Annotated in this window: 14 protein-coding genes; 9 read left to right on the top strand and 5 right to left on the bottom strand. The window is 67.4% G+C overall.

Going from position 1 to position 14,254, the window contains the following annotated elements; all coding sequences use genetic code 11:
• Window positions 1–2 precede the first annotated feature (2 nt).
• Together ACRVY7_RS16425 and ACRVY7_RS16430 are read right to left on the bottom strand one after the other, a co-directional pair.
• A complete protein-coding gene (locus ACRVY7_RS16425; RefSeq protein ID WP_431817804.1) occupies window positions 3–668 on the bottom strand; it encodes a DUF3515 domain-containing protein in 666 nt (221 codons plus the stop codon).
• 46 nt (window positions 669–714) lie between these two features.
• Entirely contained in the window at window positions 715–960 is a 246-nt protein-coding gene (locus ACRVY7_RS16430; RefSeq protein ID WP_049698379.1) for an Lrp/AsnC ligand binding domain-containing protein, read from the bottom strand.
• Between the two features lie 214 nt (window positions 961–1,174).
• Between ACRVY7_RS16430 and thiL the strand changes: the two genes are divergently transcribed.
• From thiL to ACRVY7_RS16445, 3 genes are read left to right on the top strand one after another with little or no spacing between them, the layout of a single operon-like run.
• Window positions 1,175–2,233 carry a thiamine-phosphate kinase gene (thiL, locus tag ACRVY7_RS16435; RefSeq protein WP_431817805.1) on the top strand — a complete coding sequence of 353 codons (1,059 nt, stop codon included), beginning with the start codon at window positions 1,175–1,177 and terminating at the stop codon, window positions 2,231–2,233.
• Between the two features lie 43 nt (window positions 2,234–2,276).
• Window positions 2,277–2,798, top strand: a complete 522-nt coding sequence (locus tag ACRVY7_RS16440; RefSeq protein WP_049698377.1) for a gamma carbonic anhydrase family protein — start codon at window positions 2,277–2,279, stop codon at window positions 2,796–2,798.
• 2 nt (window positions 2,799–2,800) lie between these two features.
• Window positions 2,801–3,481, top strand: coding sequence for a uracil-DNA glycosylase (locus tag ACRVY7_RS16445; protein ID WP_431817806.1), 681 nt, complete (start codon window positions 2,801–2,803; stop codon window positions 3,479–3,481).
• A gap of 69 nt (window positions 3,482–3,550) precedes the next feature.
• Here the strand turns inward: ACRVY7_RS16445 and bluB are convergent, their stop codons facing one another.
• The 3 genes from bluB to rpmB all read right to left on the bottom strand — a co-directional run bounded on the left by bluB (window position 3,551) and on the right by rpmB (window position 5,271).
• Window positions 3,551–4,183 (bottom strand): 5,6-dimethylbenzimidazole synthase, encoded by a 633-nt coding sequence (gene bluB / locus ACRVY7_RS16450; RefSeq protein ID WP_431817807.1) that lies wholly within the window; start codon window positions 4,181–4,183, stop codon window positions 3,551–3,553.
• Entirely contained in the window at window positions 4,180–4,992 is an 813-nt protein-coding gene (locus ACRVY7_RS16455; RefSeq protein WP_431817808.1) for an enoyl-CoA hydratase/isomerase family protein, read from the bottom strand. Before ACRVY7_RS16455 ends, bluB begins: the two co-directional genes overlap by 4 nt.
• Window positions 4,993–5,079: 87 nt before the next feature.
• Window positions 5,080–5,271 carry a 50S ribosomal protein L28 gene (gene rpmB, locus ACRVY7_RS16460; protein ID WP_005180428.1) on the bottom strand — a complete coding sequence of 64 codons (192 nt, stop codon included), beginning with the start codon at window positions 5,269–5,271 and terminating at the stop codon, window positions 5,080–5,082.
• Between the two features lie 318 nt (window positions 5,272–5,589).
• Here rpmB and ACRVY7_RS16465 point away from each other — a divergent pair, with 318 nt between their 5' ends.
• The 6 genes from ACRVY7_RS16465 (at window position 5,590) to ACRVY7_RS16490 (ending at window position 14,253) form a co-directional block, all read left to right on the top strand.
• Window positions 5,590–7,251 (top strand): DAK2 domain-containing protein, encoded by a 1,662-nt coding sequence (locus ACRVY7_RS16465; RefSeq protein ID WP_431817809.1) that lies wholly within the window; start codon window positions 5,590–5,592, stop codon window positions 7,249–7,251.
• Window positions 7,251–9,533, top strand: a complete 2,283-nt coding sequence (recG, locus tag ACRVY7_RS16470) for an ATP-dependent DNA helicase RecG (protein WP_431817810.1) — start codon at window positions 7,251–7,253, stop codon at window positions 9,531–9,533. The genes ACRVY7_RS16465 and recG overlap by 1 nt, the downstream gene beginning before the upstream one ends.
• Before the next feature lie 155 nt (window positions 9,534–9,688).
• On the top strand, window positions 9,689–10,447 hold the full coding sequence (locus ACRVY7_RS16475) for an HNH endonuclease family protein (protein ID WP_431817811.1): 759 nt from the start codon (window positions 9,689–9,691) through the stop codon (window positions 10,445–10,447).
• A gap of 151 nt (window positions 10,448–10,598) precedes the next feature.
• Complete coding sequence (locus ACRVY7_RS16480; RefSeq protein WP_064870606.1) at window positions 10,599–11,882, top strand: glutamate-5-semialdehyde dehydrogenase; 1,284 nt, start codon at window positions 10,599–10,601, stop codon at window positions 11,880–11,882.
• Window positions 11,882–12,814, top strand: coding sequence for an AAA family ATPase (locus ACRVY7_RS16485; protein ID WP_431817812.1), 933 nt, complete (start codon window positions 11,882–11,884; stop codon window positions 12,812–12,814). The genes ACRVY7_RS16480 and ACRVY7_RS16485 overlap by 1 nt, the downstream gene beginning before the upstream one ends.
• Window positions 12,814–14,253, top strand: coding sequence for a vWA domain-containing protein (locus ACRVY7_RS16490; RefSeq protein ID WP_431817813.1), 1,440 nt, complete (start codon window positions 12,814–12,816; stop codon window positions 14,251–14,253). The genes ACRVY7_RS16485 and ACRVY7_RS16490 overlap by 1 nt, the downstream gene beginning before the upstream one ends.
• Window position 14,254 lies beyond the last annotated feature (1 nt).

The following is a 14,254-nucleotide window of genomic DNA, read 5'->3' on the forward strand; positions in this document are numbered from 1 at the left end:
ACTCAGCCGAAGTCGAGTGGTCCCCGGGGTAGTGTCCGTTCGATGGCGGCCGACACGTCGGTGATCGGTCCGTTGCCCGCGTTCACCGGAACCCACAGCGCGACGTAGGGGCGGTGATCGACGCACACGAACGCCTGCCCGGAACCCTCGATGGAATCGGTGATGAACCACTGCACGGGGTTGACCACCTGCAGGTTGCTGGTGGGTGAGAGCTCCGCCGGGCGGGAGACGCCGCACCGCACGATCACCGGATCACCCTCTTTGTCCGCAGGCCAACTCGCCTGCGTGTCCGAGACCTTTTTGTCGCCGTAGCCCTCGAAGGTCTGCGGCAGCGCGGCGAGGAACTTCGCGCATTCTGCGGGAGTCGACGACTCCGCGGTGTACGACTCGACGGGCGTCGAGTCCGAGGAGTCCGGACGGAGCGCCGCGAAGACGATGAAGCCCACGATCACCATCACCGGGATCGTCACCAGAGTGGCGATCAGCGCCGGATTCAGCCGCGGGCCGGAGTCGCCGTAGCGTGCGTGCGATGTGTCCTCGGCGCTTTCGGTGGCGTCGGCGTCGTCGGGCTTCTCGACGCTTTCGGCGGAGTCGGCCGCGCTGACGGTGTCGGGCTTCTCCGCACGGTCGGCGTTGTTGTCGGGTTCGTCCGGTCCGGGTGGGGTCACGACGACAACCCTAGGACATCGCCTCGCCGCTCCTGTGGCGTGCCGGTCAGTGCGCCGCGTTCACCACCGGGCAGGTCAGGGTGCGTGTGATGCCGTCGACCTTCTGGATCTGAGGTACGACGTCGTTGGTCAGGTGGCCCGCATCGGTGGCCTCGACCCGCACGATCACGTCGTAGGGTCCACTGACCTCCTCGGAGGAGGCAACTCCGGAGATCTCTGCGATCGTCGCCGCCGCCAATGCGGCTCGTCCGACCTCCGTCTGGATCAGTATGTATGCCTGAACCACGGCCATCCTCTCGTATCCACTGTGCCGTCGGCCCCGGGCTGGGGAGCGGCGAGTCGACGCCCGCGGCAAGCCGCCGAAGGCATCCGGCTCCGGTCTCCCGGAAACCACTTCGCGCGTCGAAGCGCCACACGAAGTCACTACACTGTGGGGATATTGTCACCACAACGCCGCGAGAGCGCGAACCGAAACGAATAACCGTGGAGCCGACGAGGAGTTGACAGTGGCAGGTGGCGACGGGAGCGCCACAACCCCCGACCACGCCCATCCCGCCGACGTCACCGTCGGTGACCTGGGCGAGCGGGCACTCATCTCGCTGTTCACCTCGGCGGCGACGACCGCAACGTCGGGCGACATCGTCGTCGGATCCGGCGACGACGCCGCCGTGTTCGACGCGGGCGGCCCGACCGTCATCAGCACCGACACCGCCGTGCAGGACCGCCACTTTCGCTTCGACTGGTCAACGCCGCGCCAGATAGGCGAGCGTGCGGTGATCCAGAGTGCAGCAGACATCGCGGCGATGGGAGCACGTACGGTCGGCGTCGTCGTATCGATCGCATGTCCGGTGAGCACTCCCGCAGCCACTCTGACCGAGATCAATGACGGCATCCTCGCCGCAACCCATCGTCTCGGCGGTCGCGTGCTCGGCGGCGACCTCGTCGCAGCGGACGAGGTGGTGCTGACCGTCACATCGGTGGGCGCACTCGACGGACTCACCCCGGTGGCGTTGACCGGCGCGCAGGTCGGCGATGTGCTGGCTGTGAGCGGACCGCTCGGCAGCGCCGCCGCCGGGCTCGCCGTCCTGCTCGCCACTGATAACCGCGACGCGGACGAGTGCGATGGTGACGATTCGGAGCGCTCCAACCGGCTACTCGCACAGCATGCCGAGGTGGTGGATGCGCACCGTCTGCCCAACCCCGACCTCTCGGCGGGTGTCGTGGCGGCGCGCGCAGGTGCTCACGCCATGACCGATGTGTCCGACGGGCTCGTCGAGGAGCTGGAGACCCTCGCGGCGGCGTCGAATGTCGCTCTCGCAGTAGATGTCTCGCGAGTTCCGCGAACGGAGGCGACCACGCGCGCCGCGACCGAACTTGGCGAGTCCGACGACGTCTGGGCACTCACCGGGGGCGAGGATCACCAGTTGCTGGCCGCGTTCGCGGCATCCGACGTTCCGTCGGGGTGGGTCGTCATCGGAGATGTCCGCGAACGCACCGGCGATCGCGCACTGGTGTCTCTCGACGGCATTGCGGCGGGTGACCTGCGCGGATGGCAGTCCTTCTGACACCAGTAGGTGGCGGCCGTCACGGCGGTGATTAGATCGTCACATGGCGATTTACGCACTCGACGATCGTGAACCGGTCCTCGGTGACGACGTGTACATCCACCCCGACGCGACGGTGATCGGCGCCGTGACACTGGCAGACGGGGTGTCGGTGTGGCCCGGAGCCGTACTGCGCGGCGACTACGGGACCATCTCCATCGGCCGGCGAACCAACATCCAGGACGGCACGGTCATCCACTGCACGCCGATCGATCCGACGGTCATCGGCGCCGGTTGCGTCGTCGGACACAACGCCCACATCGAGGGTTCGACGATCGGCGACAACTGTCTGATCGCGTCGGGATCTGTTGTCCTCAACGGGTCGACGGTCGGCGACGGCGCGATTGTCGGAGCGGGAGCCGTTGTGCCATTCAAGTTCTCGGTTCCCGCGCGTGCGATGGCACTCGGCGTGCCCGCGCGCATCCGTGAGGGATTCGAGGTGCCCGCCGACCATGTCGACCTGAACGTCGAAATGTACTACCAGAATTCGCTGTACTACCGATCGAAGCTCAGGAGACTCGACTGATCATGACCCCACAACCGTTGAGCGAACTCATCGATCCCGGTTGGGCGCACGCACTTGCGCCGGTCGAAGACGACATCGCGCAGATGGGGCAGTTCCTGCGCGACGAGAACGCCGCGGGCCGCGGCTACCTCCCGGCCGGGCGAAATGTGTTGCGCGCGTTCACACAACCTTTCGACGACGTCCGCGTGCTCATCGTCGGGCAGGACCCGTATCCGACGCCAGGCCATGCGGTGGGGCTGAGCTTCTCTGTTGCAGAGGATGTTTCGCCCATCCCGCGCTCGTTGGCGAACATCTACACCGAGTACTGCTCCGACCTCGGGTATCCCAAGCCCGCCAACGGCGATCTGACACCCTGGGCGAAATCGGGTGTGCTACTGCTCAACAGAGTGTTGACCGTTGCTCCCGGCGAGCCCGCGTCGCATCGCAATAAGGGGTGGGAGGCGGTAACCGAGTGTGCGATCAAAGCGCTCGTGTCGCGCGACGAGCCACTCGTGGCCATCCTGTGGGGACGCGACGCCGCCGGCCTGCAGCAGTGGATGCCCGACGTCCCGGTGATCGTGTCGCCACACCCCTCGCCGTTGTCGGCGAGCAAAGGCTTCTTCGGCTCGCGTCCGTTCAGCCGGGCCAATACCGAACTCGAAGACCTCGGCGGCGAACCGATCGACTGGCGCCTGCCTTCCTGAAGCCCCTGCTCTCCTGAGGCCCCTGCTCTCCCGAGGCGACGTCCTCAATGAGGGGACAGGCCCGTCGAGTCAGCGGACGAAGCGTCGGGCATCGGCGTCGGTGCGCTCCTGCCAGCCGACCCTCTCGAGTTCGGGAATGTCGTCGGCCTCGGTGGGATAACCAAGGCACAGATATGCCGTGAGTCGCCACGTGTCGGGTACACCGAGATCGGTTGCCACGGTGGGTCCGTCGAGGATGGACACCCAGCCGACTCCGACGCCGCGCGCCCGTGCGGCCAGCCATAGCGTCGTGACGGCGGTGACCGTCGAGTAGTCGAGGGTCTCGGGCATCGTCCGCTTACCGAGGCCGTGTCCCTGTGTGCCCGCGTGGTCGGTGAAGACGGCGAGCTGGATCGGAGCGTCGTCGAGTCCGGAGAGCTTCAGCTCCGCGTACGCACGCTTGCGCTCGCCCGCGTACCCGTCGAGTGCCTCGGCGTTGCACTCGACGAAGTTACGGCGGATGCGAGCGCGAGCCTCGGCCGAGTCGACGCGCACCCACCGCCACGGTTGGCTGTTGCCGACCGACGGCGCGAGTTCGGCTCGTGCCAGCAGTTCGTCGAGCAACTCTGGCTCGAGTGGATCGGAGCGGAAATGTCGGACGTCACGACGCCACGCGAACAACGTGTCGAGGTCGTCGATGAACGAGGCGTCGAACGTCGTCACCGCTCGCGTGCCGCTGCGAAGTCGGGCGTCCGCTTGCCCACGAACGCGTCGACGCCCTCGACACCCTCCGCGGAGCCACTGTTGGTGGAGATCGCGTGCGCCTCGGCAGCGAGCTGATCGCGGAGGGTTGCGGTGGCCGACCCGCTCAGGAGTGCGCGCGTCGCGGCCAGTCCGGCGCGCGGACCCGCGGCGAGTGTGCGGGCGATCTCGGCGGCGGTGTCGTCGATCTCGGTGTCGTCGACGAGGCGCGATAGGATGCCCCACGCGAGTCCCTCGTCGGCGGTGATGACTCTGTCGGTGAGGATTATGTCGCGGGCGCGGGCCGCTCCGACGGTGCGCGGGAGGGTCCACGTCATGCCGCCGTCCGGCGACAGGCCGATTCCGGTGTAGGCCGGACGCAGGTTGGTCGACGGCCCACCGATCGCGATGTCTGCGTGCAGCACGATGCTCAGCCCGGCCCCCGCAGCCCAACCACGCACACCCGCGACGACCGGCCGATCGGCGTCGAGCAGGGCGGTGACGAAGTCGTGGAAGGTGTCGGCGAGAGCGCGGATGAAGGTGGGGCGGTGCTCGGCGGCGGCGAAATCGCGCACGTTGCCGCCCGCGCAGAAGTTTCGGCCAGCGCCGAGCAACAGGATCGCGCCGGCTTCGCGTTCGCCGCGTGCGATCTCACGCAGGGCGGTTGTTGCCGATTTCAGTGAGGCGTCGTCGAGTGCGCCGCCCTTGCTCGCATCGGAGATGCGTAGGACGAGGACGTCGCCGTCCTGTGTCACAGCCGAGTCTGCTGGGGACGTTGTGGTCGAGGTCATGGACGACACCCTAACCCGGAGATGCAGACAACCCGACCCCGGGGCCGAGCGTTCGCTCGGTCGGGATCGGGTTGTCAGTTCTCGCGATCAGGCGAGAGTGGTCTTGCCGGCCTTCAGGCAGGAGGTGCAGACGTTCTTACGCTTGCGGTTGCCCGGGGCCACCTCGACACGCACGGACTGGATATTGGGATTCCAGCGGCGGTTGGTACGGCGGTGCGAGTGCGAAACGGACTTGCCGAAGCCCGGACCCTTGCCGCAGACGTCACAGACGGCAGCCATTGTCGAACTCCCTTGATAGATGGAATGATCTTGCGGTTACGCCAGCTCGCTACTCGCGGAAACGCAACGTCATCCACGGCGGCGGCAAGGCAACCCTGCAAGGGTAACCGTCCGGGTGCGTCACCACCAAATCCGGGCCGAGCGTGATCTGCCGCAGGGCTTGGGGCGAATGCGCCGGACCCGCCGACGGCGACCGTGTCGGCGACTCCGAGTAATCTCTCACACATCCTGGGCAGCGCGTGTCGTGGCACTTTCTCGACGACGTGGATTTTCGACGGCGTGGAGACACACGTGAGCCCCCGCGGTGAAGGAGGACCCATGTCGACTGACGGTGGACTCGTTCGCGTGATGAATCCGCAGGTTCTGCGTGACTGGGCGCAGGAGTGTGTTGCCCGGCTCGAGGAACTGCGCGGTGAGATCAACGACCTCAACGTCTTCCCGATTCCGGACTCGGACACCGGCAGCAACATGCTGTTCACCATGCGGTCTGCTGCCGACGTCGTCACCGCCCTTCCTGTCGACGCCGACGTGGTCGCCGTGACGCGGGCCATGGCAGAAGGTGCTGTGGCCAACGCGCGCGGCAATTCCGGCGTCATCATGTCGCAGATCCTGGTCGGCCTCGCCGACGCCGTGGAGATCGGCGCACCGGACGGGCAGTTGACGTTTTCGCAGCTCGCGATATCGGGTCTGAGGCTTGGATCGTTGGCAGCGCAGCGCGCGGTGAGCGACCCCAGGGAGGGCACCGTCCTGACGCTGCTGACCATCGCCGCGGAGTCTGCGGCGCGTCACTCCGGCGAGACCGCCGCCGACCAGGCCCGCGCGATCGCCGACGATGTGGCCGATGGTCTGGAGCGCACTCCCGAACAGCTCCCCGAACTGGCGTCGGCGGGCGTCGTCGACGCCGGCGGTCGGGGTTTCCTCGCCATGCTCGACGCGATGGTCGGGGTGCTCACCGGTGTCACACAGCGACGTCGTCGGTACCGCGGAATCCTCACCGGGGGAGGGCAGCCCGGACATCCCGTCGACGAGACGTGCGACGGCCCGGGCGACATGGACTTCGAGGTGATGTATCTGCTCACCGGGGCTGCGGGCGAGAGCATCGCGACGCTGCGATCCGAACTCGGCGAACTCGGCGACGCCGTGGTGATCGTCGGCGACAGTTCGCCGTCGGGTGAACGGTTCTCGGTGCACGTCCACACCGACGACCCGGGCGCCGCGGTCGAGGCAGCGATAGCGCACGGCAACGTCTCCGACATCCGGATCTCCTGCTTTGCTCTCGATTCGATTCGTGCACAAGCCAATTCGATGGAGCCGCCGCCTCGTCACCGGCGCGCCGTCGTCGCGGTCGTACGCGGCGACGGCGCTGCGGAGCTTTTCGCCGAGGCCGGGGCAGCCGTTGTCCGCGCCGACGACGGTGTCACGCCGGAAGCGCTTGCCGCCGCCATTCGCGCCACCGATTCGGCACACGTGGTGGTCATGGCGAACGGGTCGTTGACGTCGCAGGATCTGGTGAGCGTCGCAGCGGAGGTCCGGTCTGCGCAACGGTCGGTGATCTCGTTGCCGACCTCATCGATGGCGCAGTGTCTCGCGGCCCTCGCGGTCCACGACCCCTCCGAGTCGCCGGATGCCGACGCCTACGCGATGGCCGAAGCCGCCGCGGGTGCACGCTGGGGTTCGCTGCTGCTCGCCGACGAGCGGATGATCACCCTCGCCGGAACCTGCGACGTCGGAGATGTGTTGGGCCTCATCGGCTCTGATGTCCTTGTCATCGCGCCCGAGCAGACAGCAGCTGTCGTGTCGCTGGTCGATCTCATGTTGGCGACAGGTGGCGAGATGGTCACCGTCCTTGCGGGTTCGAGCGTCGACCGCGAGGCGTTGGCGGCGCTCGAGGCGCAGATCCGGCGGGCATATCCAGGCGTCGAAATGGTTGTGTACGAGACCGGTCAGACCGACGATCTGATGCAAGTGGGTATCGAATAGTGGTCCGTGCATCCGACTCTCTGTCCGATGTCCTCAACACCGAACGTGCGGCGAGTCTCGCGTCGTTGGGGCTCGCGACCGTCGGGGAACTGCTGCGTTACGCACCGCGTCGGTATCTCACGCATGGTCAACCCTCGGAGGAGCAGGACCTGACCGAGGGGGAGTGGGTCACGGTTGTCGGACGCATCACGCGTGCCGACCTGATCCGGATGAAGAAGCGTCACGGGCAGTTCCTGAAGGTGACCGTCGACGACGGCAACCGCTCCTACGAGGTCAGCTTCTTCAACCCGCGCTTCATCAAGAACGCACTGAAACCCGGCACTCGGCTCATGGTGGCGGGAACCGTGAAGTTCTTCCGCGAGCAGCCGCAACTCTCCCATCCCGAGTGGATGGTCCTGCCCGACGGCGACGTCGAGGTCGATCGTGTCGTCGGATCGGCGATGCTCGCCGAGATGTACGCGGCAGAGGCCGAGATCACCGGCGAGCAGCGGCGCCCGGGAGCGCAGTCGGCCGACATCGCCGCCGCCTTCGATCGAGCAATCGTGCCGCTGTATCCCGCGAACCGTGAGATCCAGACGTGGGACATCTGGGCGTCGATTCGTCAGGTCCTCGACGACGTCGAGCCGTTCGTCGACCCGTTGTCCGACGACGAACGCGAACGCCGCGGGTTGATGCCGCTCGACGAGGCGATCCGCACCATCCATGTCCCCGACTCCGATGCGAACGTCACCGCCGCGAACGAACGGCTGAAATTCGACGAGGCGCTTGCGATCCAGACCGTGCTCGCGCAGCGCCGCCTCGCGGGTCGTGCAGAGTCGGCACCCGCGTGCCCGCACGTTCCCGGCGGCCTGGAAGACCGCCTGCTGCAACGACTTCCGTTCACTCTCACCGATGGGCAGCAGTTGGTGCTCGCCGAGATCGCCGACGACCTCGGCCACCCGACGCCGATGAGCAGGCTGCTGCAGGGTGAGGTGGGTTCGGGCAAGACCCTCGTGTCGTTGCTCGCCATGCTGCGCGTTGTCGACAACGGTCACCAGTGCGCGATTCTCGCGCCGACGGAAGTTCTTGCCGCGCAGCATCTTCGGACAATCACCTCGATGCTCGGCGATCTGGGCACTGCTGGTGAACTCGGCGCAGCCGACGGCGCGACGAGTGTGGTGTTGCTGACCGGATCGATGAAGACCAAGGGCAAACGCCAGACGCTGCTCGACGTCGTGACCGGTAAGGCGGGCATCGTCGTCGGAACGCATGCGCTGCTCGAGGAGAGGGTCGAGTTCTTCGATCTCGGCATGGTCGTCGTCGACGAACAGCACCGCTTCGGTGTCGAACAACGAGATGTGTTGCGGGGCCGTGGCCGCGACCATCTCATGCCCCACTTCCTGGTGATGACGGCGACGCCGATCCCGCGGACGGTGGCGATGACGGCGTTCGGCGACCTCGACACGTCGGTGCTCACCGAACTCCCCAAGGGACGTCAACCGATCACCACGACGGTGGTGCCGACGGCGAAACCCCAATGGATCGAACGCATGTGGGGGCGTGCCGCGGAGGAGATCGACGCCGGGCGGCAGGTGTACATCGTGTGTTCGCGCATCGGCGACGTCGAGCCTGCCGCCCCCAAGCGTGGCGCGGGCAAGCGCGCAGCAGGCGAGGAAGCCGACTCGCAGCAGCAGACCACCTCCGTGCTCGACCTCTACGACGAGCTGCTCGTCGGACCGCTCGGCCACCATCGGCTCGCGGTCCTGCACGGGCGGCTTCCCGCCGATGAGAAGAACGAGGTCATGGACGCGTTCGGGCGGGGTGAGATCGACGCGATCGTGGCGACGACCGTGATCGAGGTCGGTGTCGACGTCCCCAATGCGTCGATGATGATCATCGTCGACGCAGAGCGATTCGGGGTCAGCCAACTCCACCAACTCCGCGGACGTGTCGGTCGTGGCGGTCATCCCGGCTTGTGCCTGCTGATGACGTCGACAAAGCCGGTGTCGCAGGCGATGGAACGGCTGCGGGCCGTGGAGGCATCGACCGACGGATTCGAACTCGCACGCGTCGACCTGCTGCAGCGCCGCGAGGGTGATCTGCTCGGCTCGCTGCAGTCGGGTGGGGTGTCGTCGCTGCGTCACCTCTCGCTGCTCGACGACGTCGACGTGATTGCCGACGCTCGCGAGCTGGCCGAATCCGTGGTGGCAACCGACCTCCCGCTGGCCGACCACCGGCCACTCGCCGACCTCGTCGACGCCATTCTCGTGCCCAACAAGGTGCGCTACCTCGACAAATCCTGACCCGAGCCGCCCGCGCCCCCGCGGCCGCGCGCCACACGCGGCCCGAACCCGCAGACGCGGCTGGTGTACCGACCGCGTTCACCAGATCGAGCCGCGTTTGCGACGCCGCTGCCAACTAGGGGAACCGTGGACCGTCGCGCGGCGTCGAAGATGGCGTGAATCCCGTCATCGCGGTGCCGCTGTACCGGCTGCGGATGCGCTACCGGCACGCTCGACGCGACGCGCAGTGGCCTGCGCGCAGGTGGGCGGTCACGGTCGCGTTCGTGCTCACGGCAGTCGTCGTGGCCGTGGGTGTGTACCGCGACGTCCCGCGCGCGCGATCGGGGCAGTGGCACGCCGCTGCTCAGCAGGCATTGCGCGAACTCGCAGGGGTGCCCGTCGTCGCGGCGCGTACCGGTCGCGACGACTACGAGCGGTCGGCGTTCGGGGCGTCGTGGACCGACGATGCGAGCGTGACGGGAGGCGGAAACGGCTGCGATACCCGAAACGACGTGCTGACCCGCGACCTCGGAGATGTGCGCGTCGGGCCGGTGACGTCGTGTCCGCGCGCTGTCCTCGCAGGCGAACTGCGCAGTCCGTACACGGGCAAGACCGTTGTGTTTCGGCGTGATCGCAATGCGACCGCGGTTCAGATCGACCACATCGTGCCGCTGGCCTTCGCGTGGGACATGGGTGCGTTCGGGTGGTCGGCTCGGCGTCGCGTCGAGCTGGCAAACGACCCGCCCAACCTGGTCGCGGTCGACGCGGCGTCGAATCAGGAGAAGAGCGACAGCGAACCCGCCCGGTGGCTGCCGCCCAATCGCGGTTTCCACTGTCAATACGCAATCGAGTTCGTCGTGGTGAGCCGCGCATACGGATTGGCGGTGGATGCCGCGTCGCGGCGTGTGCTCGCCGGAATACTCAACCGCTGCTGACATGCGGCATCTCGACGTCCGGCCCGCGGTGGCGTTCTCGGGTGGGCGATCTTGGGGCGGAATGGTGCGGGGACGTACCCTGGACATGTTGTCCACCGGCAGTGCCGCGCAGGACCCAATCGTCTGCCGTGAACTCGAAACCGAGGTATTGATGAGCGCACCCACCGTGACCGGAAGGCAGGCCGCGACCGGGCCCGACGTCGAAGAGGTCGTGCACGCGCAGGCCCGCGCCGCCCGTACCGCCTCCCGAGCGCTGGCAGCGCTCACCACGACAGCCAAGAATGCTGCGCTGCTCGCCGCTGCCGACGCCGTCGACGCGAATACCGAGACCATCCTGGCCGCGAACGCCGACGATGTCGCGCGCGCCGAGGAGGCCGGAACCGAGGCGAACCTGATCGACCGTCTGCGTCTGACCCCGGAGCGCGTCGCGGGGATCGCCGACGGACTGCGTCAGGTTGCGATCCTCCCCGATCCGATCGGCGAGATCGTCGCGGGCAAGACGCTCCCCAACGGTCTGCGCCTGCGGCAGGTTCGCGTGCCACTCGGTGTGGTCGGCATCGTCTACGAGGCGCGGCCGAACGTGACGGTCGACGCCTTCGGAATAGCGTTCAAGTCCGGAAACGCTGTGCTGCTTCGCGGTTCGTCGTCGGCGGCGTCGTCGAACGCGGAGCTCGTCCGCATTCTTCGCGACGTCGTCGCAGGCGCGGGCATTCCGTCCGATGTCGTGTCGCTGCTGCCCAGCGACGACCGTTCGAGTGTCACCGCCTTGATCCGAGCGCGTGGGCTCGTCGACGTCGTCATTCCGCGCGGGGGCGCAGGCCTGATCAACGCGGTCGTCGCGAACGCCACGGTCCCCACGATCGAGACCGGAACCGGAAACTGCCACGTCTACGTGCATGCGCTCGCCGATGTCGGCGTCGCGACACGCATCATCCTCAACGCCAAGACCCGACGACCGAGCGTGTGCAACGCGGCCGAGACGGTGCTCGTCGACAAAGCGATCGCCGCCGACGCGCTGCCCAAGATCAGTCAGGCGCTGCAGTCACAGGGTGTCGTGATCCACGGCGACGAGCCGGGCATGGAGCCGGCCGACGAGTCCGACTGGTCCGACGAGTACCTCTCGATGGACATCGCGATAAAGGTGGTCGACGGACTCGACGCCGCTGTCGCACACATCGACACCTATGGGACCGGCCACACCGAGGCCATCGTGACCACCGACCTCGCCGCGGCCGAGGAGTTCACCAACCGGGTCGACGCAGCAGCCGTGATGGTCAATGCGTCGACCGCCTTCACCGACGGCGAGCAGTTCGGCTTCGGTGCGGAGATCGGTATCTCGACGCAGAAGCTGCATGCCCGCGGACCCATGGGACTGCCGGAACTCACCTCCACCAAGTGGATCGTGTGGGGCGACGGCCAGATCCGGCCCGCGTGATGACCGACTCCACAACGACGAACGGCCCGGCGACACAGGACGCGGCTCCTATCGTTCCCTCGTTCGCAGCCGTGCCCGACGTCGTCGACAGGCTGCGCGCCACCGGCTATCTGGCCGACGACGCGACGGCGACGTCGACCTTCCTCGCCGACCGGCTCGGTAAGCCACTGCTCGTCGAAGGTCCTGCGGGAGTGGGCAAGACGGAGTTGGCGCGTGCCATCGCCGCGGCCACCGACGCAGAGCTCGTGCGTCTGCAGTGCTACGAGGGAATCGACGAGGCGCGTGCACTCTACGAGTGGAACCACGCCAAGCAGATCCTGCACATCCAGGCGACCGGCACGCGCGACTGGGCCGAGGCGAAGACCGACATCTTCTCCGAGGAGTTCCTGCTCCCGCGACCACTGCTGACAGCGATCTCGCGTACCGATCCCACCGTGCTCCTGATCGACGAGGTCGACAAGGCCGACGTCGACGTCGAGGGGCTGCTGCTCGAGGTGCTCAGCGACTTCGCGGTGACCATCCCGGAGATGGGGACCGTCGTCGCGTCGCGTCGGCCGATCGTGATCCTGACGTCGAACGCGACGAGGGAGTTGTCGGAGGCGCTGAAACGTCGCTGCCTCTACCTCTTCATCGATTTCCCCGACGCAGCGCGCGAGAAGGAGATTCTCGCATCACGAGTTCCGAACCTGCCCGACGCTCTCGCGTCCGAACTGGTGCGCATCGTCGGCGTGCTGCGCACCCTCGACATTCGGAAGAAGCCGTCGGTCGCCGAGACCATCGACTGGGCGAACACACTGCTCGCGTTGGGCGCGGGTGAGGAACGCTCGAAGGGCGGCCGACTCGACGAAGGCCTGATCGCACGCACCCTGGGCGTCGTGCTCAAACATCGTCCCGACCTGAAGACCGCCGTCAAAGAACTCAAGCTGGGCTGATGTCCGGGGCCGGACCCGCCACGGGCGACATCGCGACGGCAGTGCCGCTCGTCGCTCATCTCACCGACTTCGTCGACGCGCTGCGGCGACGGGGGATCGCGGTCGGTCCGTCGGCGCTGATCGACGCCGCGCGGGCGATGGAGGTCCTCGACCTGCTCGACCGCAGCAGTCTGCGCGAGGGACTCGCGGCGACCCTCGTCGACGATCACATGCACCGGCCGGCCTTCGACCGCATCTTCGACCTCTGGTTTCCCGTCGCGATCGGCGCGCGCAGCGCGGAGGAGGAGCTGCCGCGCGACGAGTCCGGCGAGGTCGACGTCGATGCCGTGCGCGAGATGCTCGCAGAGTTACTCGCAGACGAGTCGGCCGACGCCGACGGACGCCTGTCCGCCGCGGTGGCGCAGGTGGTCGACGAGATGGGCCGCTACCAGTCGAGCCGCGGGGAGGCGTACTCGGCATATCAGGCGCTCTCGAGCATCGATCCCCAGACACTGATCGCACGGATCGCCGCCGCGATGGCAGGCGGATCGGGTGACGACCTGAGCGTCGGCGACGATCCGACGTTCCGGCGGGCCGCCCGCGAACGCGCCAACCGCCTGCGCACCGCGATCGAGGTGGAGACGCAGCGTCGGATGGCCGACCGCAACGGACGCGAGAAGGTCAGCGACTACGCGGTGCCGACGCTGCCCGAGAACATCAACTTCCTCTCGGCGGGCAAGAAGGATCTCACCGAGATCCGACGGACCGTCGCACCGCTCGCGCGTCTGTTGGCCTCTCGCTTGGAGATTCGACGACGCCGCGCCCACCGGGGTGCCGTCGACGTCCGGGCGACGCTGCGCGCGTCTATGTCGACGGGCGGGGTGCCGATCGAACTCAAGAACCGCAAGCCGCGCCCCGGTCGCCCCGAACTGGTGATCATCTGCGATGTATCGGGTTCGGTGTCCGGGTTCTCGCAGTTCACGCTGCAACTCGTCTACGCGCTGCGCCAGCAGTTCGCGAAGGTTCGGATCTTCGCGTTCGTCGACACCGTCGACGACGTCACCGAGTACTTCACCGACGACGAGGGGTTCGGCGGCACCGACATCGGTGAGGCGATGCATCGCATGTTGACGCAGGCCCGGCTCATCACGCGTGACGGTCATTCCGACTACGGGCACATGCTGCGCGGGTTCGTCGACGCCTACGGCGACACGCTGACACATCGCGGAGCGCTGCTGATCCTCGGCGATGCCCGCAACAACTACCACGACGCCTCCGAGAACACGCTGCGCGAGTTGGTGGAGCGTGCGCGCCACGCGTACTGGCTCAACCCCGAGGCGCATGGCGACTGGGGTACCGGCGATTCCGCGGCCGACGACTACGCGGAGATCATCGACATGTTCGAGTGCCGCAACGCCACCCAGCTGTCCGCGGTCATCGCCGACCTCCTGCCGGTGTGAT

This window comes from Gordonia jacobaea (assembly GCF_965344965.1).
GTDB lineage: Bacteria > Actinomycetota > Actinomycetes > Mycobacteriales > Mycobacteriaceae > Gordonia > Gordonia jacobaea.